The 26,898-nt window shown below is 45.8% G+C and carries 27 protein-coding genes; 9 read left to right on the top strand and 18 right to left on the bottom strand.

Features of this window, described 5'->3' with window-relative positions; all coding sequences use genetic code 11:
* Positions 1 to 81: 81 nt before the first annotated feature.
* Complete coding sequence (locus tag H5647_RS04055) at positions 82 to 612, bottom strand: hypothetical protein (protein ID WP_045856498.1); 531 nt, start codon at positions 610 to 612, stop codon at positions 82 to 84.
* A 133-nt stretch (positions 613 to 745) separates the two neighbouring features.
* Positions 746 to 1,423, bottom strand: a complete 678-nt coding sequence (locus H5647_RS04050) for a hypothetical protein (RefSeq protein ID WP_045856496.1) — start codon at positions 1,421 to 1,423, stop codon at positions 746 to 748.
* Positions 1,424 to 2,052: 629 nt separating this feature from the next.
* On the opposite strand from H5647_RS04050, the gene H5647_RS04045 reads away from it, so the two are divergent.
* Together H5647_RS04045 and H5647_RS04040 are read left to right on the top strand one after the other, a co-directional pair.
* Positions 2,053 to 2,526 (top strand): hypothetical protein, encoded by a 474-nt coding sequence (locus H5647_RS04045; RefSeq protein ID WP_052691859.1) that lies wholly within the window; start codon positions 2,053 to 2,055, stop codon positions 2,524 to 2,526.
* A 307-nt stretch (positions 2,527 to 2,833) separates the two neighbouring features.
* The gene (locus H5647_RS04040; protein WP_045856495.1) at positions 2,834 to 3,106 is read left to right on the top strand and encodes a hypothetical protein; all 273 of its coding nucleotides are present in this window, start codon (positions 2,834 to 2,836) and stop codon (positions 3,104 to 3,106) included.
* Between the two features lie 112 nt (positions 3,107 to 3,218).
* On the opposite strand, the gene H5647_RS04035 is transcribed toward H5647_RS04040, so the two are convergent.
* The 3 genes from H5647_RS04035 to H5647_RS04025 form a co-directional block, all read right to left on the bottom strand.
* Positions 3,219 to 4,412 carry a BaiN/RdsA family NAD(P)/FAD-dependent oxidoreductase gene (locus H5647_RS04035; protein ID WP_045856494.1) on the bottom strand — a complete coding sequence of 398 codons (1,194 nt, stop codon included), beginning with the start codon at positions 4,410 to 4,412 and terminating at the stop codon, positions 3,219 to 3,221.
* A 541-nt stretch (positions 4,413 to 4,953) separates the two neighbouring features.
* Positions 4,954 to 5,664 carry an esterase/lipase family protein gene (locus H5647_RS04030; protein ID WP_162926278.1) on the bottom strand — a complete coding sequence of 237 codons (711 nt, stop codon included), beginning with the start codon at positions 5,662 to 5,664 and terminating at the stop codon, positions 4,954 to 4,956.
* A 64-nt stretch (positions 5,665 to 5,728) separates the two neighbouring features.
* Positions 5,729 to 7,135 (bottom strand): alpha/beta fold hydrolase, encoded by a 1,407-nt coding sequence (locus H5647_RS04025; protein WP_045856492.1) that lies wholly within the window; start codon positions 7,133 to 7,135, stop codon positions 5,729 to 5,731.
* Between the two features lie 829 nt (positions 7,136 to 7,964).
* Between H5647_RS04025 and H5647_RS04020 the strand changes: the two genes are divergently transcribed.
* Positions 7,965 to 8,354, top strand: a complete 390-nt coding sequence (locus H5647_RS04020) for a response regulator (protein WP_045856491.1) — start codon at positions 7,965 to 7,967, stop codon at positions 8,352 to 8,354.
* 37 nt (positions 8,355 to 8,391) lie between these two features.
* Here H5647_RS04020 and H5647_RS04015 read toward each other — a convergent pair whose 3' ends face one another.
* The 4 genes from H5647_RS04015 to H5647_RS04000 all read right to left on the bottom strand — a co-directional run bounded on the left by H5647_RS04015 (position 8,392) and on the right by H5647_RS04000 (position 12,794).
* Complete coding sequence (locus tag H5647_RS04015; protein ID WP_052691858.1) at positions 8,392 to 9,171, bottom strand: 4'-phosphopantetheinyl transferase family protein; 780 nt, start codon at positions 9,169 to 9,171, stop codon at positions 8,392 to 8,394.
* 42 nt (positions 9,172 to 9,213) lie between these two features.
* Complete coding sequence (locus tag H5647_RS04010; RefSeq protein ID WP_045856490.1) at positions 9,214 to 10,974, bottom strand: GGDEF domain-containing protein; 1,761 nt, start codon at positions 10,972 to 10,974, stop codon at positions 9,214 to 9,216.
* A 178-nt stretch (positions 10,975 to 11,152) separates the two neighbouring features.
* Positions 11,153 to 12,004: a thiol:disulfide interchange protein DsbA/DsbL gene (locus tag H5647_RS04005; RefSeq protein ID WP_052691857.1), complete on the bottom strand. Its 852-nt coding sequence runs from the start codon at positions 12,002 to 12,004 to the stop codon at positions 11,153 to 11,155.
* A 136-nt stretch (positions 12,005 to 12,140) separates the two neighbouring features.
* On the bottom strand, positions 12,141 to 12,794 hold the full coding sequence (locus H5647_RS04000) for a c-type cytochrome (protein WP_045856489.1): 654 nt from the start codon (positions 12,792 to 12,794) through the stop codon (positions 12,141 to 12,143).
* Between the two features lie 188 nt (positions 12,795 to 12,982).
* Between H5647_RS04000 and yihA the strand changes: the two genes are divergently transcribed.
* Both yihA and H5647_RS03990 read left to right on the top strand, forming a co-directional pair.
* On the top strand, positions 12,983 to 13,630 hold the full coding sequence (gene yihA, locus H5647_RS03995; protein WP_045856488.1) for a ribosome biogenesis GTP-binding protein YihA/YsxC: 648 nt from the start codon (positions 12,983 to 12,985) through the stop codon (positions 13,628 to 13,630).
* A 443-nt stretch (positions 13,631 to 14,073) separates the two neighbouring features.
* A complete protein-coding gene (locus tag H5647_RS03990; protein WP_045856487.1) occupies positions 14,074 to 14,622 on the top strand; it encodes a PEP-CTERM sorting domain-containing protein in 549 nt (182 codons plus the stop codon).
* Between the two features lie 85 nt (positions 14,623 to 14,707).
* Here H5647_RS03990 and H5647_RS03985 read toward each other — a convergent pair whose 3' ends face one another.
* The 4 genes from H5647_RS03985 to prlC all read right to left on the bottom strand — a co-directional run bounded on the left by H5647_RS03985 (position 14,708) and on the right by prlC (position 19,260).
* Positions 14,708 to 15,706, bottom strand: coding sequence for a potassium channel beta subunit family protein (locus H5647_RS03985; RefSeq protein ID WP_045856486.1), 999 nt, complete (start codon positions 15,704 to 15,706; stop codon positions 14,708 to 14,710).
* 79 nt (positions 15,707 to 15,785) lie between these two features.
* A complete protein-coding gene (locus tag H5647_RS03980) occupies positions 15,786 to 16,907 on the bottom strand; it encodes a lactonase family protein (protein ID WP_052691856.1) in 1,122 nt (373 codons plus the stop codon).
* An 82-nt stretch (positions 16,908 to 16,989) separates the two neighbouring features.
* Positions 16,990 to 17,217, bottom strand: coding sequence for a YheV family putative zinc ribbon protein (locus H5647_RS03975; RefSeq protein ID WP_045856485.1), 228 nt, complete (start codon positions 17,215 to 17,217; stop codon positions 16,990 to 16,992).
* A gap of 3 nt (positions 17,218 to 17,220) precedes the next feature.
* Positions 17,221 to 19,260 carry an oligopeptidase A gene (gene prlC, locus H5647_RS03970; protein ID WP_045856484.1) on the bottom strand — a complete coding sequence of 680 codons (2,040 nt, stop codon included), beginning with the start codon at positions 19,258 to 19,260 and terminating at the stop codon, positions 17,221 to 17,223.
* A gap of 55 nt (positions 19,261 to 19,315) precedes the next feature.
* On the opposite strand from prlC, the gene H5647_RS03965 reads away from it, so the two are divergent.
* Together H5647_RS03965 and uxuA are read left to right on the top strand one after the other, a co-directional pair.
* Positions 19,316 to 19,894 (top strand): gamma carbonic anhydrase family protein, encoded by a 579-nt coding sequence (locus H5647_RS03965; protein WP_045856483.1) that lies wholly within the window; start codon positions 19,316 to 19,318, stop codon positions 19,892 to 19,894.
* 65 nt (positions 19,895 to 19,959) lie between these two features.
* Positions 19,960 to 21,153, top strand: a complete 1,194-nt coding sequence (gene uxuA, locus H5647_RS03960; RefSeq protein WP_045856482.1) for a mannonate dehydratase — start codon at positions 19,960 to 19,962, stop codon at positions 21,151 to 21,153.
* A gap of 83 nt (positions 21,154 to 21,236) precedes the next feature.
* Here the strand turns inward: uxuA and H5647_RS03955 are convergent, their stop codons facing one another.
* A complete protein-coding gene (locus tag H5647_RS03955; protein WP_045856481.1) occupies positions 21,237 to 21,719 on the bottom strand; it encodes a YHS domain-containing (seleno)protein in 483 nt (160 codons plus the stop codon).
* A 163-nt stretch (positions 21,720 to 21,882) separates the two neighbouring features.
* The gene (locus tag H5647_RS03950; RefSeq protein ID WP_045856480.1) at positions 21,883 to 22,620 is read right to left on the bottom strand and encodes a helix-turn-helix domain-containing protein; all 738 of its coding nucleotides are present in this window, start codon (positions 22,618 to 22,620) and stop codon (positions 21,883 to 21,885) included.
* Between the two features lie 141 nt (positions 22,621 to 22,761).
* Between H5647_RS03950 and H5647_RS03945 the strand changes: the two genes are divergently transcribed.
* Together H5647_RS03945 and H5647_RS03940 are read left to right on the top strand one after the other, a co-directional pair.
* Positions 22,762 to 23,112, top strand: a complete 351-nt coding sequence (locus H5647_RS03945) for a hypothetical protein (protein ID WP_045856479.1) — start codon at positions 22,762 to 22,764, stop codon at positions 23,110 to 23,112.
* 45 nt (positions 23,113 to 23,157) lie between these two features.
* Positions 23,158 to 23,970 carry a DUF2145 domain-containing protein gene (locus tag H5647_RS03940; RefSeq protein ID WP_045856478.1) on the top strand — a complete coding sequence of 271 codons (813 nt, stop codon included), beginning with the start codon at positions 23,158 to 23,160 and terminating at the stop codon, positions 23,968 to 23,970.
* Positions 23,971 to 24,053: 83 nt separating this feature from the next.
* Here the strand turns inward: H5647_RS03940 and H5647_RS03935 are convergent, their stop codons facing one another.
* The 3 genes from H5647_RS03935 to H5647_RS03925 all read right to left on the bottom strand — a co-directional run bounded on the left by H5647_RS03935 (position 24,054) and on the right by H5647_RS03925 (position 26,897).
* Complete coding sequence (locus H5647_RS03935) at positions 24,054 to 24,710, bottom strand: SCO family protein (RefSeq protein WP_045856477.1); 657 nt, start codon at positions 24,708 to 24,710, stop codon at positions 24,054 to 24,056.
* Positions 24,711 to 24,790: 80 nt separating this feature from the next.
* Positions 24,791 to 25,711: a heme o synthase gene (gene cyoE, locus H5647_RS03930; protein ID WP_045856476.1), complete on the bottom strand. Its 921-nt coding sequence runs from the start codon at positions 25,709 to 25,711 to the stop codon at positions 24,791 to 24,793.
* A gap of 13 nt (positions 25,712 to 25,724) precedes the next feature.
* Entirely contained in the window at positions 25,725 to 26,897 is a 1,173-nt protein-coding gene (locus H5647_RS03925) for a COX15/CtaA family protein (RefSeq protein ID WP_052691855.1), read from the bottom strand.
* Position 26,898: the final 1 nt, after the last annotated feature.

Genomic DNA, 26,898 nt, shown 5'->3' with positions numbered 1-26,898 from the left:
TCGTACGCGATTTGATTTTAACCAACGGTATGCTCAGGTATTGGTTTTAATATTCACACATACCCGTTAACACCCGCCTCTTTAATTACGACACCATATTCCCAGAGGAGTATTGCTACTTGCAGGGCTATAAAGTGGTCTTATGGTAAAGCTGCATACGCCACAAAATGCGTTAACCTGGTTGATAACGCTGCTCGTCACACCCTGCTGTGACACTGAGCCCCAGTAATCACCGCCGCGCGCACCACAGGGTTCTGGGTCTGGATCGGTATTGGGAGGCTGAGGCACAATTAATGTTGGGTTATTGCAGGAGCCGCTGTGGGTATATACGCCATGGTCAACAATACTGCACGTGGGTGCCCCTGGCACTTGGCCATTTGGAAGCGGTGCTTTTTGCTGCGTTATCGTTCTTGTCATGGTTTTTACCGTTGCACCACTTCCAACTAAGGTACAGTTGTAGTCGCTTTTTGCGGTTAACCAATAATACGTTTGTGATATTGTACTGGTAGTCCAACTACAACTTTCTACCGCATGTTCATTTGCAAAAGCGGGCCCGCCCGAAAATATTCCACTCATTAATAGTGCGGCAATCGCTATTTTTCTTAGTTTCATATTGCTCTCCAGTTATAATAATTAATTATTTATCTATGCGTGTTCCGTTTGCATCTATAAATATTTTCAAAGAAATACTGCTCTTTGCACTCTAGAATGACTAACATCCATTGTTAGCCGTAACGTACAACCGTTACTCGTCGAATTTAAACCCATCACTATCTCGGGAAATATATAGTGTTGTTGCCCTTTTTTCGTGGCTTGGCGCGGCCACCAACTGACGATAATCATTCTCGCTTGCAAACCCATTGGATACTCGGGCGACTATCTCATTGGCTTGCGCTATATTGTTGGCCGCTACCGTTACACGACACTGGGTTTTTCGGCATTCAACCTCTAACAATGCTAACCCCTCCAACTCGTCGCTTTCATAGAACATATCCGTAACGTTTAACTCCTCTCGGTACGACCAATCTGGTTCGACGTCTTCCTCATTAAAATTTTTCTGCATTGCGTCGGCGACAATAAATTGTGCAGCCTTAGCGGCGTGTGATTCCACCCAGCGGTCATAGTTGTTAACACTCGCTTGCATGTTGAGATAGGCCAGCTGCGCTTCAATAGCGCTACCGCTGTCACCTTCAATGTTTAGTTCCGCCGGCAATACACTTTCCGAACACTCGGGCAATGCTGTGTGTTGATCAGCGTAATCAATCTCTTTCGCGTTAATTATTGGGGGTATTTCGGGCAAACAAATGACCTCGCCTATACTTGTCTCGTTATCAGGGTTCGCATGCCAGTCATCCATTTGCATGCCACCTACAAACGACGCCGCGGCAACAAAGAGTAAAAAGAACCTGTATGTTTTGGTCACTCGTAATCGCTCCTTTATTTATAATGTCGCCTTTAGCATTGTGCCCATTACTAAAGTACGCTTTCACATCACCACGGCATTTGACCAATATCGATAAACGCCAGACTAATGTCCTTAAGAATCACTAAATTTTTGCTAAATAAGTCACGAAAGATAATTTAATCACAATAATTCGGCTTTAGGCGACAGAAGCCCTTCAAGGAAAAAGCTGCAGGCATACGACAATACTCAGTACTTCAGGTGTCGCATGATAATGGCTGTACCACTTACGCGTTTTTACCTATTTGGTTAACACTCTTCCACGGTTTGACAAATGGATAGAAGAGCCTAGTACGGATAGCGATACCGATGTCGTTGGGCTCAACCAAAGTGCCGATACCCTGTAGAATGCCTACATGATAGGTATTGCGCGCAGGCGTTTTTCACGCATTTTAACGAGAAAGGGTGTTATCGTTCCGCGGGTTAATACTTTCATGGAGTGAATGCCGCTTTTGCCCTATTAATCCGCACTCGGGCGCTCGCTACGTTGTTTTCGCACGTGTTAATCGAAATGTAAGACAAGACACATCCTCATAGTGGCTCTATGTGGCAAAATTCTGTTTTGGTATTGAATAGAGAAGGAATAGTGGATGTTTAGAAAATGGGGTTTGCGGGTTTTGTTAGCTCTTTCGTCAAGCTTTTGTTTTGGCGATGCAAACAAGACAGAGATAGGTTTTAATTTGGGCTCTCCTGCCCTTTTAAATGTTGTTGTAAAGAAGGAGCTTAATGGTCTACCTATTCAGGTAAGTGGTTTTTACTGGGGTGACGCCTATGGCGTTGAAGGCGGGTTCAGTTTTTATAAGAGTGAAAGTCGTTATTTTCGTTCAGCACAGATTATTGCGGGCATGTCGCGTTCCGATGAACACGATATGTATTTGGTCTCGAATAACAACCTAAGAGTCATTGATTCTTACAATACGAGGGACAAATTTAAATATTTTGGCGTTAGTACAACGTTTCAGTTCGGCACTTTTTATCTTGAGCCTGGTATAGGCTATGGAAGTGACAACTCTTCCTCTGGTCTGGCATCTTTTTTTCAGGTTGGCTGGTTATTTTCATTATAGCGGTGAGTAGGCCAAGCCATCAGGCGTATTAGCTCATCCCATAATTGGCATCGCTTAGTCACCACTGTGATCATAGGGGCCGTTAATCCCGAGCTTACAGACAAGCATTGAGTATCACCCTAAAAGTACCGTGTAGTGGTTGGAATACTGTAAGTCGGTCATAATGTTCTATTGTTGCGACGTCAACTCCGTTAAGCTATTACGTGTATCTGTGGGATAATGCTAGAGAACTTTCTCTCTGGGTTGCGGGTTATTCCACCAGATTGGCTTCCTTATAATTATTTTTATTACAAAGTTAGAGTTTAGTATGACATTAGACCAAGACGCGATGACGGCTGAAATTTATTCGGAGTTCTATACGCTCTCTCAGCAAGCTACACGAGAAGCATTAAAGGCATATGATTTATCGGAAATTGATAGAGAGAACCTAATACTTGAAACTAAGCAGAACAAGAAATCGCTTGTGTATAAGCTTTTTTATGCTTACGGCGTTGATAAGACACTCATCGCCACAACCAAGGTTAGCACCATAACCAAAGCCGCAACCGTTAAAGTTACTAACCTCGATAAAAAAGAGTAACACAATTATTTTTTCTTACCGAAAATAACGATAGCTATTTTTGGCCTGATAGCGGCTTGTATGCCACAACTAAAGTGCAGGGCCACAACTGCACTTTACACCTGTTTATCTCTTAGGCAACCTCGCCCGCGCACCATCCACTCGCCCAAGCCCACTGAAAATTAAAGCCGCCTAACCAACCCGTAACATCAAGTACTTCGCCTATAAAATATAAGCCTTGTATATTTTTGGCCTCGAACGTTTTAGATGAAATCTCGTCCGTGTCGATACCGCCAAGTGTTACCTCAGCGGTTCTATAGCCTTCCGTTCCTGAGGGTTTTACGTCCCATCGGTGGAAATACTCGGTTAAGCGTTCTATATCTGCGGTTGTATATTCAGCAATAGTTTTGCTTTTAATCGGGTCACGCGCATTGTGGGTTGCGTCAAGCCACATTTGTACGAAACGTTTTGGTATTTTTGTGGCCAATAGATTTTTGAGTTCTTGTTTACCGTTATTTTTTCGCCAGCCAGCCATTAGTTCGGTAAGATTCTCGGCGGGCAGGAAATCTATTGTAATTTTTTCACCGAGTGCCCAATAATTTGAAATTTGTAAGATGACAGGGCCACTAAGCCCCCGGTGAGTGAAGAGCAGCTCATCGGTAAAACTTTTGCGATCGCTTGAAACGCAGGCACGCAACGATACGCCCGATAGCGGTGCCGTGAGGTCTTGCCAGTGTCCCGATAACGTGAACGGCACCAATGAGGCGGTTCGCGGTTTTACTTTCAACCCAAACTGCTCGGCGAGTGTGTACCCAAACCCCGTAGCGCCCATGGTTGGAATAGAGAGGCCGCCGGTTGCCACAACAACGCTTTCGCATTGGTAATCGCCACGTTTTGTTTCTACAGTGAAGCCCTGTGCGTTTTTTTCGACGCGTTCTATTTCTGTGTGGGTTTGCGCCGTTACACCCGCTGCCTCACATTCTTTTAGTAGACAATTAAGAATATCGCTGGCCTTATTATCGCAAAATAATTGCCCCTCGCCTTTATCGTGATAGGCGATGCCGTGCTGGGTGACAAGCTCGATAAAATGCCATTGTGTGTATCGACTTAGGGCCGATTTACAAAAATGCGCATTATCCGATAAATAGTTATCGGGGGTTACGTCCATATTCGTAAAGTTGCACCGCCCACCACCCGACATGAGTATTTTTTTACCCGGCTTGTTCGCATGGTCCAGCACCAACACACTACGACCGCGCTTACCTGCGGTAGCCGCGCACATTAAGCCGGCTGCACCAGCGCCCAAAACAATGACATCAACTTTCATTTAATTTCCGTTCAATTTTTACTATAGGGCCTGTGGGTACTGTGAAATTATGCCATGCGGGCGCGATTTCACAGGGCGCTATCATCCCTATATGTTAGCCGGTTTACAATGCCTGCTAGGTTGTTTTTTAGCGAGCATTATGCGGGCTAGACACTCGCATTCAATAGGCCGGTGGCAATCTCCTTTGGCTGGCGAGTACAGTACGTCTGTAGGTATAGCAACAAAGTACTGGCGTGAAAACGCCATCTCCGGCACTTTAATGCGCTCAGACTTTCTATTATTGTAGTGCGTAGGACGGCGCTGAACGTGCGCCTTTTTTGTTAGCAATTGAATAGAAACTGGCTTTTCGTATAACGCGTTAGTAATGGCATATTTTGTTGCACGCTAATGTTGGCCCATAGCAGCGGGTGTTAACAGGGAAATAAACCGATACTAACCATTTTTAAACCCATCTCTTTCGCATGGTACACCGCGTCACTTTTAGGCGGTGTTATGTAAGGTTAAACAGTGGTCTTAACTCTATTGAGTCGACAATACTGTTTTAATTCGTTACCGACATTTTTTTAAAGTAGCCATGCTGAATGTAGTGAATGGTTTGGGCTATTACCTGTTTATTTTTCATCATAAAAGTATGGGTAACGGGCAGTACAATATGATCACTCATGCCCTCTACTTTGGTGTTTATTATTGACACTTTTCCATCGTCTTCGCCAGGTATTAGCCAAGATAAAATCAGGTTGATGCTACGATTGCCCGCTATGACGCCCAGTTTAAAGGTAACCGGACCTAGGCTATTGGGTACACTGTCACTTTCTGTCCCAAGTTCTTGGCCTGCTTTGCCATTGATAAAACTATAGCCTGGCAGCATTTTCAGTTTATCAACAACTTCACTACCTTTATTGGGTGGCCCCAACATAACGACACGATGTAAACGCTTAAGCGTGTTTTTCGCCAGATACTGCCGCACTAATATTCCGCCTAAAGAATGGGTCACAAAGTTAATTTTTGTATCTTCTGTACATTGTGCAACAGCCTGAGTTATTGCACTTTCGGAAAGCGCTACGATGCTGGCGCTTCTAGAAGCGTAAGGTTGATTAATGGTTTGATAACCGGATTGTTTGAGATGCTTTTCGAGTGTGTGCATTGACGAGTCTGTTCGCGCTAACCCGTGCAGAAGGATGATGCACTCTGCACGCGCATGAGTCGCCATCAATAAAAACAAGAAAACGCACCAATAGCTATAACACTTCATCGACCATCGTCCGTTTTCTTTTGCATTTTTATAGTCTGTAATTACACTTATTTACCGATGACATTTATTCCGCAGGTGCATCAGGTCTTAATGACCGTCTTTCGTCAAGCGGGCCACGCTGCGACGAGATCATAATTAATTGCTGAATAAAACTTTCTATTCGCGGATCGTAAATATCGTTGTGGTTGGGAATAAGATGCTCATCAACACGAATATTGAGGTATGGATTTCGACCTGCAGAATCTTCAGTACGTGTCAGGGTAGAGCCCTTAAAGGGTATAACGCTGCTAGGGTGATCGTTCTCCCAGCTATCGCTCGCCGCTAGGAATAACTTAACTTCGTCATCAAGGTTAAATTTCCACTGCTGCTCTATTGTTTCTGCATCCATTGATCGCGCGGTTTCTGAGCTAAGGTAATGCGTGCGGAAGATATCAAAATGCCCTACCGCGGTAACATTTGCCTTACCTTGGTCGATTACGTATGGCTGCTGCAATACTGGATTAAAACGCTCAACCTCTCGCTCTCGCTCAAACATTGTTGAGAACCAACGCCCCGCTGGGAACGCTACTTTGGTCGCCAAATCAGACTCTGAGGTTAATATGGCGAGTACTGGTAATTGGCCGGGGAAATAGCTGCCGCGTTCTGTCGACATTTCAGCGAGGTTGGCGTAACGCTGGGCTTCGAACGCAGGGTTAATGAGTACGACCAAATCGGCAAACCCGATGGTGTCACTTGCGATGGCATCTGGGCCTTCTGTATGGATAAAACCATATTCCAATATTTCGCTTAATGCCGAGTAGACAACGGCCCCACCGAAACTATGGCCAATGACAACTAAGCGAGTATTACTATTTTTGTTATCTAATTTTGCCATTGCGCGTTTGGTTCTACGCAATTCGTCTAGCCGTGCTAGAACCTCTGTGGTACCGCCATAGCCCACTTTATGGGCCGTTTCTTTACGATTCCAAAAGCTAAGCTCTTCTACCACCGGCATTTTGATTGAGCCACCTCTCCAACCCAAATAGATACCCACTACTTTTCGTGCTGGGATATTACTGGCGGCACTAATGGCCGATTCCATAGCGCTCAGGTTTCGCAGTGTGCCTCGGAAATTGGTGATGTTGTCGTCGTTGGCTTTTGCGCTGTGCTTCCACCCGTGCACAAACACCACGGCGAGTACATCCTGATCGGCGGCATCGATAGCAACTTGGGTAAGGACCGAATCCATTTGCGCTCTGTCCCACAGCTGCCCTTGATCATCAAATTCAATAAATCCAAGGGTGTAATCTTCGTTACCACCGCTTGAATCAATCGATTTTTGTATGGCATTTGTTTGACATTCTTCCTGGGGGTTTGCCGATGAACATACGCTGTAATCGGTACGATATCGCTCGGGTGAAATACACGCCGAAAGCGAGCTTATGGCGATAACTACAACCGCTATTAGTCCAATTTTTAATCCATTTTTCATTGTTATTTCTCTATCGATAGAAGCATTGTTTATTGGTTGAATACGTCGTTAATGTTTCACTATTTGGGCCTGTTTTACAGCCACGATATTCGCGTATTATTTTTAGTGGCTCGATCACTTGAGCTAGAGCAATTATTTTTTATAGAACTTAACGTGTTGAGCAGTGCGTTCTACCGCTAGCAGAATAACGCTCATACGAATTATCGTAATACGAACAATTATAAATAATTTCAAGCTCGTAGAACCGACGTTTTATTATACTGTTGAAAAATTTCGATCAGCATACCGCATCACAATAATCAATAATACGGCACTTAGCTTACCTAGCTGCGAGTATGAACGGTTAATGCAAGCAGCAAGGTAGCACGTTTCAGAGCTTTCGGCAGTGCATGGCAGCAACATTGCTTGCTCCATGCATTTGTTAAAAGCCACCACCGGTAAATGGTCATGCTAAAGCCAGCCACTTGACAACCAGAGACCGTTTTACGCTGAATGCATTCTGTTGATTATTCATTGTGGTTAGCCGTTTATGCCCACCTATTGCCCTTACAGACCTCCGGTGTATTTCGAGCGTGCTGGCACTTCGCAATACCCCTTTTTTACATTCTCGAGTTACGCGCGTAAGCGCGCGTGATTGTGTCACTCAATTCGTTTAAATAGGTTCTGGTTTTCTATAATTGTTTCATATACTTCTGGTAATACGTTCGAGCGAGTTGGTTTTTAAGACTAACACCCGCCGCACCGTATTTTGTAGCATCGACAACCGGCAAATGCTGCCACGGTAATCTATGCTTAATGACACGTTTTTGTTTAATTAGAAGTTATGTTTATGTCTGCATCTGCTCTAGAACAGCCTACCAACGTATTGATTGTTGAGGACAATCCTGACAATCAGCAGTTGGCGACTTGGATATTGGAAGACGAGGGGTTTAACGTAACCTGCGTCGAATCGGCAGAAGAGGGTCTCGAGCTGCTAGAGACTAACTCTTACGATTTGATTTTGATGGATATTTCGTTGCCCGGTATGGACGGCAAAGAAGCAACGCGTAAAATTAGAAATTCACCTCACCTAAAACATATTCCCGTGCTGGCGCTTACCGCTCACGCTGTGCAAGGCGAGCGCGAGGCTATTGTGGCGAGTGGTGTCGATGGATTGCTGACTAAGCCGGTTGATGAAGATGAACTTCTAAGCCATATCGCGCAACTTTTGGATAAATAACCAGAATAGCACTACCGTTAGATGCCTCCCGTATTAGTCAGGCATCACACCTTTCACTATGCGCTAGCCATTCTGGCTCGAGTAAAATATTTGGGCCTCTGTCAACCCATTGATACACTAAGCATCGCGGGTGCTCATAGAACGCTAGGGCTACAATGTCCTTTGCTGGAGGCTTTTCCTTTTGATCAGCGGCGTGCACAGGGCCTTCGAATGCGAGCCATTGACACCCACTACCGTACGGTGACACATCGGTTGCAACCCTCGCCAGCTGGCGGCCCTCTTTCCGCTCTAATGCTATCGCTAGGCGTTTAATCGCACGAAAAATACTGCTATCGGCGAGCTTTACTTGGCTTTCCATAAGAGTCCACAGAAGCGTAAAGGTCTTGGCCTTAGCGCGTGGCTCCGATTGGGCGTGGACCCATTGTGCCGTATAAGGCAGCATAAGTGCCTTTTTCGGTGGATGGCTGATATGACGCTCGATGGATTCAACATCAATGCCTATATTGGTATTACTCACCACCACTGCAATAGCCGTTTCACAATGGGATATATTGAAATGACAATGGCGATGGCCCTGAATATAGGGCTTGCCATTTTCGCTGTATTCAAAGCGAACATTTGGAAGGGGTAATGTCAGAAATTCAGCAATGGCTTGTTTTGCCATTTTTCTACCGTGTAAAAAACGCGTCGCAACCATTGCCTGCATGCGCTCGTATCGCATTCGTTCGGCAGGGTCCAGATAACGATTAAGGTCATCCTCGGTCGCAGCAGGAATATGCGCCGCTGCGCAATAATAAACGGTGGCCATTGAGCGCATAGACAGACGGTATCTCTACTAAATAGAAAGCTTAGGCGCCTATTATGCCTCAGGTTCAACCGCTTCAGCGATAACACAGCAGTTTCGGCCACTGTTTTTGGCGGTATAAAGTGCTTTGTCTGCACGCTCAAAAGCGGACTCCACCGAATCATCGCTAATAAACGCTGTAATGCCAAATGAAATAGTCATATTAACGGGGCGATCTTTAAACCGAAAGGCAGCTTTCGACACCACTTTTCTAATTTTATCCAATGCCTTCTTACCCTCCGCTGGGCTCGTTTCTGGCAATAATATGACGAATTCTTCACCGCCATAGCGCGAAACAAAATCGACTTTTCGGAGCCGAGTAGACACCACACGGGCAATAAGCTTAAGCACCTTATCCCCCGCCTGATGGCCAAAAGAATCATTAATTTTTTTAAAATGGTCAATATCGCATACCGCTATTGCCAACGAATGGCCATAGCGCTGAAAACGTTGTAGCTCGTGAAACGCACGCTCATTGTAGGCTTCTCTATTGGGCAAGCCGGTTAACGTATCATGTGTGGCACGGTATCGTTCCTCTTCTAACAGCTCTTTGGTTTTTGACGATTCTTCTTCTATCGCTTCTACTTTAATGAGTAATTTTCTAAGCTCGCCCGTTACCGATTCGCTGCTGCGTTGCTGAACGTCGCTGTAGTCTGTAAGTGCGTCCTGAATAACCGCAAGATGGGAGTTTACCGTCGTTTTTAACGCGTCAATGGAGATGGATTCTTTAAGGGACTCTTGAATCTTATCCACTTCACCACTAACAGCTTCAGACAAATCAGTAGCGGCAGAATTCGCCTCGGCCTCACGTTCTAGCGCTAAACCTAGCGCGCCACTTATGGTGCTAAGTTCTTTATTGACGTCCTGTAAGTATTGGGTAAATTCTCGATCAACATCCAAATAGCGCTGCATGAGGATATCGCGAATATCTTCCAACGTTACGGAAAGGGAAAACCAATCCATGCCTCGTTCAATTCGAGAGCGAACCATATCGACGCGATGGCGCACAATATCATTGGGCTCAATGTTTTCCATTAGCTCACGTAAGGTCAACGCAATGCGCGTGGCCACTTGCTCATAGCCATCTTCTTCTAGGAGGTGGCCGCTGCTTGATGAAACACCCGCATCTCTGAGGCTAGGGGCAATATTATGCTCAAGGGGTGCAGATTCGTTGGGCGCGAGCTGCAGGTTTTCGGCGGCAAATTTAGCTTCGTCGGCTTTGCCAATTGGGGGTTCGGGGTCTTGGTCGCCTTCAGGCGATAATGTTCTGCCACTCTTTATCCGTTGAAAGAATGACAATGATGGGTTCATTGCCGCTTCTAATGCCGACTGTTGTAGTAATGTTAGTTCACCCAATACACGCGGGTAGGCGCGATAGCTCACCAGCGCAGCCTGTAAATTTTTACTGAAACCTTTAACTTTGTCGCGTAGTTCTTTAGGTAATTTTAACGTTAATGAGACCTGCAATAAGCCTCGCAGCTTATCCACTATCAACTGCTGCTCTTGCTCTCGATTACGTTCAAAATTTACAACCGCTTGCTGAACACGCTCCATCTGTTCAATAACCTGATGACTAGACCCGCCTCGCATCTTTTCCTTTAACAAGAGCAACGTAGCATCCAGATTTTTATCTAGACCCTGCGACGCGGCACCAAGATGCGAAATGGTTTTGCGGAGTAACTCCATCTGAAAATTAAATTGCTTCTGTTGACGCTCCTGATCATCCAAGGCGTTGAGGTATTTTTCTTTGTAACCACCTCCGGGCGTCTCGACCATGAGATATTCCCTATTATTGTTGTGATCCGTGATCATTTATTTTGCGAGATTTGACTTAATTATATGCAAGCAATCCTAATTTGCCCCCTCGATTTGTAATGGATACGAGTATTTTGCAAAAAAAACCTCGGACAAGGCCGAGGTTTGATCATGTTTACGTGTTGCGCAATGGGCTTAACTAACCATTCGACTTTTCGTCCTTAATTTTGGCAATCAAGAAATTCACCACTTTAAACATATTTGGGTGGTTACCCGCCATTGCTGTGGTGACCCGATACCGACCATCAATAATAAGCTCTGGCGTTCCTTGGGTTTTAAAGCCTTTGGAAACACGAGTATCCGCCTGCTGCACTTGGCTCGACACACCAAACGATTCAAACGTGGAATTAAACTTGTCGTTTTCAATGCCCGCAGCAGCGAAGATAGCAGCAACATCTTCTACATCGCCCAAGCGGTTGCCTTTAACATGAATCGATTCAAAGACTTGATCGTGAACAGGGTCTAATACTTTAAGTGCTTTAGCCGTGTAATAAATACGCGCGTAGTACGCCCAAGCTTTGTTAAAAATGGCAGGATTTTGAACAAACTCAACCCCCTCAGGCATGGTGGCAACCCAGCTCTTAGCAACCTTTTCAAAGTGATAACAATGTATACAAGCGTAAGAGAACACTTCGGTTACTTCAATTTTATTGCCGGTAATTGTTTTTACAGCAATCGGTAATTTCTCATAGTGAGTGCCGGCAATAAACTGATCGGGTGCAACAAAGGCAGAGGTAACAACCGGTTTACTCTCCACTACAGGTGAGCTTACCTCTTTAACAGGTTGCACTGCCGGCGCCGCTTCATGGTTATGGCTGGCATGAGCATTTTCAACAGGCTCAACCACGTCTACTGCAACTTTAGGCTCCACCACCGGAGCTGCCACCTCCGCAGCCGTTTCTTTGACGACAACAACCGGCTCTTCAGCGGGCTTACTGCATGCTGAGAGGAATACCGAAAGTATGAGTGTACTGACAACGAGCGTACGCATTATGTTCTCCTAGAGTCCCAGTAATGTGGGTTCTTTTTTTAGATTTTGGATTCGCATTATAGAGGACAAGGCCTCAAATAAAAAATTCCACAAAAAAAGGCAGCCGAAGCTGCCTTTTAAATACCGTCGGTTAAGACTAGTGTAAACCGGCAATATAGTTTGCCACAGCATCAATTTCTGCGTCACTCATATACTGTGCTACACCGCGCATAATCATTGCGTCGGTATCGTTCGTGCGGTCGCCCGCTCGGAAATTACGCAATTGCTGAGCGATATAGCCTGCGTGCTGACCACCTAAACGCGGAAAACCGGCCGGTGCATTGCCTTGACCTGTAGGTGAATGACAACCGCTACACGCAGGAACATTACTTTCCATGTTACCGCCACGGTACACTTTTTCACCTAACGCTAAACCATCGACTTTAACGCCCGTGTTCAGTTGAACCTTTTGCTCTTTCGAACCGCTGAGCTGTATGGTTTGCTTCGCGAAATAAGCCGCCATATCGGCAAGATTCTGTTGGCTTGACGCGTCTAGCTGACCCGCCATTTGCGGTACAGCGCGCTCGCCAGACTGAATGTCTACTAATTGTTTCAGTAGATATTTTTCACCTAAACCAGCAAGTTTAGGAAATGAGGGAACCGTACTGTTCCCGCCTTCACCATGACAGGCCACACATGCCGAAGCCAGTGTTTCGCCTTTTACAGCGTCGCCCGCTGCATTTACCTGTGCGGCGGCAGCAACGGCCAATAGGCTAAGGGAGATCATAGTGGAACGAAATGCTTTGTTCATGGGGTTATCCGTTATTAACTCGTCAATAATGTTCGCTGTCTAGTGTTCCAAGCCACTCGTGAGTGACGTTTTGCGTTAAAATGTCGCTTTTACGCTGGCGAACTACGTCTACAGCCCTTATAAAAAGTAGCGGCATTATATACGTTGTCCAGTGCTATCACACCCTTCTAACCGGTAGATACGCCACTATGACGGAAATTAACTTCCGAAAAGCACAATTTTTAACCAGCGCTCCAAGCCTTAAAGAATGCCCCGCCGAGAGCGGCGCAGAGGTCGCCTTCGCAGGGCGTTCTAATGCAGGTAAATCAAGCGCCATTAATAAACTTACCGATAACGGCAAGCTCGCACGTACCAGTAAGACACCCGGCCGAACGCAACTCATTAATTATTTTGCGCTCGACGACTTGGGGCAACAGCGTCTTGTCGATTTGCCAGGCTATGGCTATGCCAAAGTGCCTATGGCCACCAAGAAAAAATGGCAGGCGCACCTTTCCGAATACCTACAAAAGCGCGAAACGTTACGTGGATTGGTGCTGTTAATGGATATTCGTCACCCCATGCAAGAATTCGATACCATGATGATCAACTGGGCTGTCGACGCTGAAATGCCCGTTCATATATTGCTAACCAAATGCGATAAGTTAAAACGCGGGCCCGCTAAAAGTACCTTGCTGGAGGTATGCAAGCACCTTAAAGACGCAAATGTTGACGATCTTGTCAGCGCGCAAATGTTTTCATCCTTAAAGGGCGATGGCGTTAAGGAGCTAGAGGTCATATTGAAGCAATGGCTAACAATAGACGATGAAGCGGCTGAGAATGCCGTTACCCCTGAATAGCAGCCTTAATATTAGGACAAAAAAAAGCCCCGAGTGTGGGGCTCGGGGCTATCTATCGCTTTTTGGGGAAGCTTAAATCAATCAATAAACATTGGGAGGAAACCAACAGGCTAACTTGCCTGCACGTAAATTATGACTGGCCTTTTTACGCTTAGTTCCATTCGAACTGAATATTTCCTTCGCGGCTATTTTTACACCCATTAGCCTTACTCTTTTCATCAAACAAAATGTCTTTTCTCGCCTTGCCGAAAAACTGTCGGATAAGTTTACGTAGACATTAAGTCAATCCGTCAACAGACCACAATAAAGGTAGCAAAAACATACGGTTACGATATGTGGCACCCTAATTGCTTTGTGAAGTAATATAAGTACAATCATATGGCGAGATTGGCACACAAATATCGCCAAACCACTTTAGCTCCTGCTTCAACGAGAAAATTAAAATGAACATTAATGTTAAAGGTTTTTTGGCCAAGCAACTGCTCGCTCTAGTTGTGGTGTCTTCTTTTTCAGTTGCCAGCCACGCCGCCATTATTTCGAGTGCGACCTATACGGCTCATTACGAATCCGACACACAGCTTGACCTCCACTTTGAATTTGCCGATACCATCGATACCGATACTTTTTCTGAGACCAACTTAAACGCGTATATCACCTCGGCTACGCTCAATGACACGCTTTATACGTCACCTACCGAGTTTAATTCTTACCTGGGTGGCGGCTTAAGCTCGAGCATGTTGTTTATTGTGGCCTTCGGTAGTGATTTTTGCGGTAACCACTTAAGCCTGCTGGTACCTTGTGACGCTTATGAGTTTCCGCTTGAAGCATCTTCAGAAGGTTATAGCTGGAGCTTTGATCTCGCGTCGGCTCCTATTGTTGCACCGGACGGTACTGTCGATGTACCTGAGCCACCCGCTCTTATCTTAATGGGCTTGGGTATCTTTGGTTTGGTTATGTCCCGTCGTAAACAGGCACGAAGCGCTAAAGCCTAAACGCTTACGCTATTATCACTTGAACGTAAAAACGGCGCTTTATAGCGCCGTTTTTACGTTTGCTCTTTAAGTAGTACCCGTCCCGTTAGAGATCCGCCCAACGCATAGGCTCTGCTGGACGGTTTTGTACGACCCCGTCGATCAGCTCCATTATCTCTGGTGTAAGCATTTCAACAACAGGCAAAGCAGCAACGTTGTCTTTTAGCTGCTCGGTTTTCGATGCACCCAAAATCACCGTGCTAACATTCGGGTTTTTCAAACACCACGCGAGCGACATATGGTGCAGTGGCACCCCTAGATCATCCGCTATGGTCGCCAATTTCCGTGTTTTCTCTATTTTAAGCTGGCCCTCTTCCGAGGCGTACATTTCTTTCAACCATTCATAGCCAGGTAAATTCAACCGGCCTTCTACGTCAATACCCTTATTGTATTTACCCGTTAGTACACCACTGGCCAAAGGCGACCAAATTGTTGTGCCTAAGCCAACGCCGGTGTATATGTCCCTAAATTCGTCTTCAACTTTTTGGCGCTCAAACAGGTTGTACTGTGGTTGTTCCATCGTTGGCGGCGTCAAATGATTTTGTCGCGCAATGCTGTGCGCTTCCATTATTTGCTGTGAAGTCCATTCTGAGGTACCCCAATAAAGCACTTTGCCCTGCGTGATCAAGTTGTGCATAGCGCGCACAGTTTCTTCGATAGGGGTATCGATATCCGGACGGTGACAAAAATAGAGGTCGAGATAATCTACCTGTAAACGTCTCAATGCCGCGTGACACGCCTCGGTAACATGCTTTGCACTCAAGCCAATCTGGTTAGGTTTTTGGCCGCCCCAAAATACCTTGCTGGACACACAAAACTCATCGCGGGGCAACCCTAAAGCGGCAATGGCATTCCCCATTACCACTTCCGATTCACCTTGCTCGTAGCCTTCTGCGTTATCGAAAAAGTTGATACCTAGATCAAACGCGGTTTGAATCATGTTTTTGGCATCATCAAGATGCACTTGTTTTCCGAACGTTACCCACGAACCCAACGAAAACGCGCTTAACTGTAAACCCGATTTACCTAAACGACGGTATAACATACTTAAAACCTCTCAATAATGTGGCCGGATACTATCAACTTACGCGTCAATAGTAGGTAGGAAACAGGCTGCTTTCGTTTTAGTCAAAACCAATAAACGTAGGCGCCGATACCGATATTCTTTCTCCCGTAGAGATTAACGAGCCATCTTTTGCAATTTCAAACGCGACAACGGAATTACTCTGTTCGTTCGCGACAAGCAGTGACTGGCTTTCTTCTAATAACGCAAAGTGGCGAGGCCAATGGCCTTCAGTTGGCACAAGCTGCTTTAACGATAGACCGCTGTCCTGACCAATCTCGAAAACTGCAATGCTATCGTGCCCACGATTTGACACATAAAGATGAGTGCCCGCTGCATTTAGCGCGATATGTGCCGCTTGTGAATGCGCAGTAAAATCATTAGGAAGAGTTGAAAGCGTTTGTTTGGCCTGAATAAGGCCTTCGGCCGTTTGCTCTGCTACAACTACGGTGTTATCCAATTCGTTCAAGATGTACACCGCCGAACTTTTCGGGTGAAAGAGTATATGCCTGGGCCCAGCACCCAACGGCGCTTGATAAGCCGTAATGCTCTTGCCTAAAGCACCTGTAGCGGAATCGAACGGGTAAGCCATAATACGATCGATACCTAAATCAACGACATAAAAAAACTGTTCGTTGTTACCCCACCCAACCCAGTGCGCATGTGCGGCTTCTTGACGATCTTTATTGGGGCCCGACCCTATGTGTTGTCGTGTTTGAGGGTTTGCCTTTAATAGACCGCTTTTGGGGTCACGCTCATACACGGCGATATTCCCGCCCATATAATTCGCCACGGCAAAGTAGTGCCCGTTTCGGTTTATTTTTACGTGGCAAGGTGAACCACCTTCTGTCGCAACGGTTTGTAATAGTGTTCCGTTCTGGAACAGCTGAACAGTGCCTTCTTCCAGCTCGTTCACCGCGTAAATATTTTCGCCTTCAATTTCTAGCCAAGAAGGGTTACTGGCCGTTATTGCTAATCGAGCATTACTGAGCACGCGCGTTGTGGGGTTAAAATCAATGCGGTAAATACCCTTACTTTGATCTGCCCCTGGCCCGGTATATCCCCCGGTATAAATAGTGTGCGTCATATCGTGTTCTCGATTTTTTTCGTGAGTCTGTGCTGCCATTTTATCTTGGCAACCGGCTAATATTATTAGCGTACAAAGTGCGGTTATTATTTTCATATTAATCTGATTATTCCCATATCGTTTAAGTGCAACACCAATTGAGGGGAATCTATCGGGCTACTAAATGTGTTGGTATTAATTACGCTTTAGGTGGAAATTCAATCACCTGAACGTGCAACTTTTTTTCTTCTTCGGTAATATTTACCCGCGTAACAAGCTCTCTAACAACTGGTCGAATAAGAATTTTGTCTTTAAACCCGCAAGCTACGCACTCTCGGTAATTATTATCTTCATCCTGATAATTGATTATTTTGTCCATTGCTGAACATTTTGGGCATACAGCGCCGGCTATAAATCGTTTTTTCATCCCCTATGCTACCAAACCAGAATGTTTCAGTAAGGCATCCACTTGTGGCTCGCGACCACGAAAATTTTTGAATAGGTCCATCGCGTCGAGCGAACCACCCATTTGTAAAATTTCCTCTAAGTAACGCTGGCCCGTTGCTTTATCAAATATTCCAGCCTCTTCAAATGCCGAATAGGCATCGGCAGACAGTACTTCGGCCCATTTATAGCTGTAATACCCTGCGGCATAACCACCAGCAAAAATGTGTGAAAAGCTGTGTTGAAAGCGATTATTAGGTGGCGGGGAGAAAACAGAAATTTCTTCTCGAACCTTATCCAGCAACGATTGAACGCCGGTAAAGTTAGCATCGCCGCAGTGAATATGAAGTAAAAAATCGAATAATGAAAACTCCAACTGACGCTGCATAAACATGCCCGCCTGAAAGTTCTTGGCCGCTAGCATATTGTTAAGCATTGCATCGGGCAGGCTCTCGCCTGTTTCAAAATGCTCAGAGAGGAAGCTTAGCACCTCTTTTTCCCAACAAAAATTTTCCATAAACTGGCTAGGCAACTCGACTGCGTCCCATGCGACACCATTAATACCACTCACTGCGGCAACATCTATTTTGGTGAGCATATGATGTATGCCATGCCCAAACTCATGAAAAATAGTGGTCACTTCATTATGCGTAAGCAAAGAGGGCTTGCCGTCGAGCGGCGCGTTAAAATTACAGACAAGGTACGCAACGGGTAACTGCAAACCGCTATCGGTTTGGCGACGAACCCTGCATTCATCCATCCAGGCTCCACCTCGCTTATGCTCTCGAGCAAATAGGTCGAAATAGAACCCTGCTATGGGCGTGCCGTTTTGACTAATCTGATAATACTTAACCGTATCGTGCCACGTTTCTACTGAAGCCGTTTTTTCCTCAAACGTAATATCAAACAATTGATTAGCCACGTTAAACAAACCCGCAATTACCGTTTCTGCAGGAAAATAGGGCCGCAATTCTTCTTGTGAAATACTGTATCGCGCAAGTTTAAGTTTTTCTGAATAGTATGGGAGATCCCATGCGTTTAGTTCCGTAACTCCGTATTCAGCGTTAGCAAAGGCTTTTAACTCTTTTAAATCTTGCTCGGCGTACGGTTTTGATTTTATCGCTAAATCTCGTAGAAATTGTGTAACCTGTTCGGTAGTGCCGGCCATTTTTGTTTCAATGGAATATTCCGCATAATTGTTGAAACCCAACAATGTTGCCAGCTCTTGACGAAGTTGCAATATTTCGTCCATTGTTTCGCTGTTGTCCCACTCTCCGGCGCAAGGGCCCTGATCCGACGCGCGTGAGCTATAAGCGGTATACATTTCTTTGCGTAGCGCCGCATTTTTACTCTGGGTAATCACCGTAAAATACACCGTAGTATCGAGTGTCAGCACCCATCCATCGAGTGATTTTTTTAAGGCGGCCTCTTTTGCCCCCGCAACGGCGAACTCTGGCAGCCCCGTTAGTTCGTTTTCATCGACAATATGCTTATGCCAACCGTGTGTTGCATCGAGAACATTGTTCGAAAATTGACTGGTTAACGTCGACAAGCGCGACTGGATATCGCCATAACGCTGCTGTTCCGCTTTTGGCAACGCGATACCTGAGAGCCTAAAATCACGCAGTGCATTCTCAATGGTTTTTTTCTGCGCTTGGCTTAGCGTATCAAAACTGTCGCTCTGCCTTAATTCTGTATACGCACTAAATAAAGCTTCGTTCTGGCCCAGCTCTGTGAAATATTCCGTTAGTAGCTGGCGGCTTTCTTCATAGGCTACCCGCAACTCTTCACTGTTCTTAACTGAATTAAGATGCCCTACGGGTGACCAAGCTTTATTTAACCTATCCCCGCGCTCTTCTATAGGCGCGACCAGCGTTGCCCACGTAATCTCCTCCAACGCACTCAACTGGGTTTCTAGCGCCGAACGCGCTTCGATGAGAAGCTGTTTTACAGCCGGCACAATATGGTCTGTTTGAATGGCATCAAAAGGCGGTAAGGGTTGTTCAGCTAACAGAGGGTTATTCATCGATTATTGGGCTCTTTAGACTTAAAATGGTGGGACTAACGTTATGGAGTTTAGCATGAGTGAAAACAAGGCCTTGCCAACGAATATACGACCGTTTAACGGCCACACCCCTCAACTGGGCAGACGTGTTTTTATAGACCCGGCTGCCGTTGTTATAGGCGATGTATGGCTCGGTGACGATGTATCTGTCTGGCCTTGCGCCGTTATACGCGGGGATATGCACCGTATACGCGTAGGCAGCCGTACCAGCGTACAAGATAACGTAACCCTGCATATCACTCATGCGGGCCCATTTACGGCTGAAGGCTGGCCTCTTACCATTGGCGATGATGTAACCATTGGTCACGGTGTTTGCCTGCACGGCTGCACCCTTGGCAATCGCGTTTTGGTGGGCATTGGCGCAACAGTACTCGACGGCGCCGTAGTTGAGGATGATGTTGTTATTGGTGCGGGGTCGCTCGTACCTCCCGGTAAAACGCTCGAGTCCGGTTACGTGTATATGGGGAGCCCGGCTAAGCAAATACGGCCGCTCAAGGAATCGGAGCGTAATTTTTTTACCTATTCATCAAAGAATTATGGCGCCCTGAAAGATCAATATTTAGCCGAGAGCTTGCCTGGCGCACAATCGCGCTAGAACGCTTTTAATTTTTGCGTTAACGTTCTATTCCTTCTACCTTTTCCGTTAAGTGGCTTACATTCATGACTGTAATCGATTATTCCAAGACTTTAATGGAACAAACCATGCGTTGGTTTGGGCCTAACGACCCCGTACGCTTAGACGCCTTACGCCAAGCGGGTTGTGCAGGGGTTGTCAGCGCACTGCATCATATTGCCAACGGCGTTGTCTGGTCGACAGACGACATCCAAGCCCGAAAAGAGGCCATCGAGTCGGCGGGTATGCGTTGGAGCGTGGTCGAAAGCCTGCCGGTGCACGAAGATATAAAATCTCAAAAACCGGGTTTTGAGCGCTATATAGACACCTATAAAGCGAGCTTGCGTAACCTGGCGGCCTGCGATATTAACGTAGTAACCTACAATTTTATGCCGCTTCTTGATTGGACTCGTACCAATTTAAGCCACACCATGCCAGATGGCGGTAAAGCACTTCGTTTCGATATGATTGATGTTGCGGCCTACGATATTTTTATGCTCAACCGGCCCGGCGCGGCTACAGATTACTCAGAGACCGTTATTGCACTTGCGAAAGACAAATTTGAGACACTCACTGGCCCACAAAAAATCGCGCTCGAAAAAACAATCGTTGCTGGTTTACCGGGAAGTGAAGTGGCATTTAGTACACAGGATTTTCTAAATGCGATACTGGAATACCATTCCATTGGCCGAGAACGCTACCAGCAAAATCTTATATATTTTTTACAACAGGTTTGCCCGCTGGCCGATGAATTAGGTATCAAATTGGTTATCCACCCAGATGACCCGCCCTTTTCAATTTACGGTTTGCCTCGTGTTGTCAGCACTGCAGACGATCTCACCACGTTGTTTACTGCCGTACCCAACGCGTCTAACGGTTTATGTTTTTGTGCTGGCTCTTTTAGTATTCGTGACGATAATAATCTAACAGAGATGTTTCAGGCGTTTGGCGATAGAGTGTCTTTTATTCATTTGCGCAATACCCAACGCGAGGAGCACGGCAGTTTTTTTGAAGCACAACACCTCAATGGCAGTATCGATATGTTCGAACTGATTCAGGCGATAGTAGAGGTGTCTCGCAAACGCGGTGTCTCTATTCCCATGCGACCGGATCACGGGCATCAAATATTGGACGACCTGGATAAACGCGCAAACCCCGGTTATTCTGCCATTGGCAGGCTAAAAGGCTTGGCGGAATTGCGGGGTTTAGAACTCGGTATCGCTCGCTCGATGGTAGCGTAATACTCGCCTAGAAAGCGTAACCAATATTGAGGATAACGCTCACTCGGGCGTTATCCTCAATAACAGTTTTACAAAAACACCTATTATTCCTTACAGTTACCACGCTCTTCACAGACCGTTAATACCGTTGGCCAGTTTTCATCAGCTTCTCTAATTTTATCTTCCATATCCAACTTCCAGCGCATATATGAAATACGGCTGTAATTCAGATACAGTTTGCCATCAACAATTTTCCAACTATCGGGGCGAATCGATGTGGTAAACCCGTGTGCAACAGAAAATGCACAATACCCACCATATTGTGGAGCGTAGGCCTCTGGATTTGCCTTGAACAAGGCGAGGTTTTCTGCGTTGGAAAATTTCCATGTTGCGCCCTGCCATTCGTGGCTAAACGCCTCTTTTCCCATGACCGCTTTATCGGTTGGGTCTAGGCTAAAATACGCCACCACGTCGGCCCCTTTAATAGCACCTTTAGTCTCGTGCGAGTATATGAGTGGATCACCGGCGAATACGTTAGCAGAGAGAAAAAAGCCTAGAACAACAATCAAATTACTAAAAATTTTCATAATGACATCCGATAAGGGGTTAACGCATGGACTCTGGAGGATCAAATCAGTTCATTTATATTCGGTATTTCTCACCTAAAACGTCATAACAGCCCTATTGGGGTACTTTTGGCCAATACCAGACACTGGACATAGCGCCGCAAAGTATAGCGACAGAGGTGATTCAGCGATCTCGCCGTAATGCCTGAAATAATGATAGCTCCCACGGTCGCATCGCTAACATGACACCAATATGTTGGCGTTCTTCTAATGGCCGTTTGGCGTCCGCCTCGTTGAGATCGGCGGCTTCTCGTGTCAACTGTGACAAGCGACGTTTCAAGTGGCTAATACTCGACGCCGAGTAGGAACCCCTAAGGTAAAAACGAAAACTTTCAGGCTCATCAAACGGAGCCGAGATAAATTTACTGATCACGTCGCGCGTAATAAACCGCTCGAGCGGGCCACTGGGTATCCATCTGAAATTTTGTGCGATAAGTACACGATAACGATTTTCGGGTAGGAGCTCGATCATTTTAAGCCGGTCGAGGTGCGCGAGTAAGCGGGTACATTCCAGCGCTTCAATGGCATATTGTTGAACAATATCACTAAACGACCAACCATCCCTCACACACACAGCCACCAAACAGAGCCTTAGATTCGCTACCAATTCTTTTTCTTGTTCTTGCGTGAGTTGTTCAAGTTTTTCTGATGCTTTCTCAGCCAAACTAAACAGATCGCTCATGGCAATACCAACAATTGCGCAAATTTCCTCCAGCCGCTTAAGCGAGAAACTGTGCTGCGAAAACATTCGTTTAACGTTCGCTTCGCTCATAGATAACTGCACAGAGAGCGCTCTATACGTAAGTTTTTTCTCTCGTAACAAACGCTTTAACGTGTCGCAAATACGTACAATCTCAGTCATAGTCTATTTATACGCTACTAAAAGTCTATTAGAAGGCGACATTAACACTCTTGGTTTACAAAAAATAGGCCTACGCCATAATCGCTCTCGTTCAACACAAATCATCTTTTTTAATTTTCACCACGTTCTAGGAGAACTGTTATGAAGCCTTCACTGACTGCTCGTTTAGCCCATCAAGCCACATTCGTTTTTGCGGTCGCCTTCAGCGCAATCGCTACGCCCGCCCTTGCTGCCTCGGAAAATGCTAGCCAAGCAGGACATCACTCCGCATTAGCCGTTTCTCATACGGCAATTGCGTCATCCAAAATAGTGGCGGCCGTTGCCGCTACACCGTTAGTGATCACCGGCAACATGGCTAACGCCGCCGAGCGCACCGGCGATACGTTAATGCGCTATGCACTTAGCAATGAACCTCTCGAGATCTCCGACGCAACCGTTGTTGCAGGGCCCGCACCACGAGACCTCAATCTTTCCGGCCCAAACAAGCGCTAGAGCACCGTAAGCTTTATACCCCGCCACACCTAAGGAGCAAAAATTATGAACCGTTTAATACTGCAATCACTCGTTATCTTTTGCCTAGTCGCCGCCTTGTCAAACCTGTCATGGGCGGGGAGCGCTCGTAGCAATGATTCACTATTTGCGCCCGAAGCGATCGCGACATTTGCAAAAACTGTAGAACAAACGGCCGCTAAGGAGGGCGCATTGGCGTTTATCATCGGCAGGGTTGGTCGGCCTAAAGACGCATTACCCGTGGGTATAAACTTTACTCACACGGCAATCGCACTCTATTCCTCTATTACGCTTGGTGATGGCACTACGGCAAAAGGCTACGCCATTCACAACCTTTATCAAACAGCGGAGGACAGCGGTAAAAGCGAACTGGTAACGGACTACCCCGTGGATTTCTTCTGGTCGGCCAAAAGCTTAACGGCCGGTATCATCATCCCAACGCGTGAGCTGCAATTACGATTAATTGAATTAGTAAACTCCTCTACAGCACAAACACTGCACAACCCTCAATATTCTGCCATAGCCAATCCCTTTAACCTGATCTATCAAAACTGTACGGAGTACACATTAGATCTATTAAATGCCGCCATTTATCAGACAACGGATAGAGAGCAACTCAAAGCGAATGCAAGCGCACATTTTACCCCCGTGACGGTTAAGGTGAGCCCCTTAAAAATGGCGCTAGGTAGTATTTTTATGCCCGACGTATCCACACGTGACCACTCGGGTACAGTAGCCACCGCAACCTTTGGCGCTATCGCACACTACTTAAGATTAAATGAATTAAGCCAGTTGGCGGTAACAGTCGACCAAAACGGTGTAATCGACACTATTCTTTAAATACTAAAAAACCGCTCTGCGGGGTTTTCCTGCAGAGCGGTTTTTTATTGCCACGAAAAATTAGGGGTGGAGAAAACGTAACGCTAAAAACCTAAGTAAATGGATTGATAAACAGTAATCAATCTTGCTAGTTCAAAAGGTGGCTTGATAAACGCATGATAATGGCCGTTGGGATTTATAATGACAATATTACCGGTATGATCAACCGTATAGTCATTTCCTTGCATCACTTTTCTAAAAGCAACGTTTAAATTCTGGGTGAGTTTCATTGTGTCTAAAAACTCACCCGTTACTCCAGTAAACTCTTCATTAAAATGTGTAATGTACGGCGCGAGTTTTTCCGGCGTGTCACGCGCGGGATCGACACTTACCAGTACGACGCGGGTATTCTCTGCAATCGAATCGTCAAGTTTAGGAAACATTTGACTTAGTTTCGCCAAAGTTACGGGGCAAATATCGGGACACTGAGTAAACCCAAAAAACATGATAGTCCATTTGCCTTTTAGATCGTCTAAAGTGTAATCGTTACCGGTATGTGTGGTGAGGTTGAAGTCATTAATAATACGCGGGTTATCGAATACAATCGCACCATTTGTACGCAACTCTATTTCGCTCATAATTCTAGGCTGTAGCATTTTGTTAAAAAAACCGCCCACAAATAACGTCATCAAACCAACGAGTAACAATACGGTGCGTAATATGCCCCGTTTTTGCTGCGGGGTTTTTTCTTGGCTAGCCATGCATTTATTCTCTTAGTCGCACATAAATAAGATGTGCTATTGATATATTGAGTTCTGCGCGTTCACACGTAACTGACGTTTTACCGCACTAAAGGTGATATTGGCATAAGATAGTGATCCAACAACATAATGACAAATAGGCCCATCAAATAGACGATGGAATATTTAAAGGTATCCATTCCCGCATTTTTATTTTTACCGATCATCATTGTAATAGCGTAATAAATGAAGCCTGCGCCCAGTACTAATGCGCCGAGTAAATACAGGGTATTGAGCATTTGCGTCACAAACGGTAATACACTAACAACTACCATTAAAATGGTGTAGAGCAATATATGCAGTTTGGTATAGCTTTCGCCATGGGTAACCGGCAGCATAGGGATTTTTGCGCTCGCATACTCGGCTTTTTTATGAACAGCTAAAGCCCAAAAGTGCGGCGGTGTCCATGCAAAAATAATCAGTACCAATAACAAACCATGCCCATCAATTTGGCCGGTCACAGCTGTCCATCCTAAAAGCGGGGGCGCTGCGCCCGCTAAACCACCAATCACAATATTCTGGGGTGTTGCTCTTTTAAGGTAAAACGTATAGATAAAAGCGTAACCCACTAATGACGCAAACGTTAGCCAAGCGGTAATGGCATTGACTAAAAAGTAGAGTACAGCCATGCCCGCAAGGCCTAGCGTTACCGAAAATAATATGGCATTAAAGGGGGCTACGCGACCTTTTGCTACGGGACGATTAACGGTGCGTGCCATTTTTAAATCAATATGACGGTCCACAAGATGGTTTACCGTGGCAGCCGAGCCAGCGCACAACGCTATGCCCATGTTGCCAAATATGAGTATATCCCACGGCACCATAGTCGGTGTCGCTAACAGCATACCTATCAGTGAAGTGAGCAACATGAGCAACACCACCATCGGTTTAGTTAGCTCATAATAGTCACGCCAATGATGTTGCATAACGTCATCAAAAGTTTCTGGCTTAGTCTCGGTCATGGGGTATTACTCATTAAAGCGTTTTAACGGTGGTAAGTCGGTGATTCAAGGTCACTAACACCAGTAGTAGTACTGCGCCGACAGCATTGTGAATAACGGCTATCGATAAAGGAAGCGCGAAAACAATATTACTTATGCCCAGCATTATCTGGCCTACAAGTACTACTGTATAGATGGAAGCCATTTTTTTTACTTTTGTTGACGCTACGCTAAAAAGCTTAACGATAAGCCAAAAGCTCAGTGCAGTTACGAATAACGCACCTAACCTATGACTAAAGTGAATGGCGATACGCGCCTGATTGTCTAATAGACCACCAAGGTAATTCGGACCTAGTTTTTGAAAGAAGTTGAAGCCCTGAGAAAAATCAGCCTCGGGAATGAGTGCATTTTGGCAGGTGGGGAAATCTGGACAAGCGAGTGCAGCGTAATTTGAAGATGTCCAACCTCCCAATGCTATTTGAACAATAACAACACCTAACACGATTAACGCTAGGCGCCGTAACTGCATTAGCTTTACAACGTCGGTAGCCGGTAAGGCCCATTGGTAACCGCCACTTCGTTGCAGTACTAACCAAATTAAACTGAGCGTTGCGAAGCCGCCGAGCAAATGAGCCGTTACCACTTGCGGCCAGAGTTTAAGGGTAACCGTCCACATCCCAAAAAAACCTTGAAGTATCACTAACCCCGCTAAGCTCGCGGGCAGTAAAAACGGTGCACTGTTTTCTACACATCTCGATTTTAGCCGTGCGAGGTTGGCAAAATATAACGCCACTAACAACCATAATATTGGGTCGAGCACATCGCCAACAATAACTCTACTCATTACCCCGACAACAAGCACTCCTAGCAAAGCTACAATACTGCTCGCTTTGACGATGGGATTACGCTTACGGTAGGCGACAAAAAACAAGGCCAAAATAACAAGGCCAAGGGATGAAGCGAAAATCCGATGTATTTGCTCTGGCCATGTTTTATCGGTTTCTACGGGCGTTTCTTCAAATATTTCATTGGCAGAGGCAATTTCGTGAGCCTCATTCGGCACCCACAGGTGCCCGTAACAGGTAGGCCAATCTGGGCAGCCTAGGCCCGCTTCCGCTAAGCGGGTAAAAGCTCCCAGCACAACGACAATACACGCCATGAAAAAGGCCAGCATCGATAATTTAAACATTACGCTATTTGCTTTCATG

This window comes from Teredinibacter purpureus (genome assembly GCF_014217335.1).
In the GTDB taxonomy this organism is placed as follows: Bacteria; Pseudomonadota; Gammaproteobacteria; order Pseudomonadales; family Cellvibrionaceae; genus Teredinibacter; species Teredinibacter purpureus.
The sequence above is the reverse complement of the archived record's forward strand: the minus strand, read 5'-3'. Positions and strand labels throughout refer to the sequence as shown.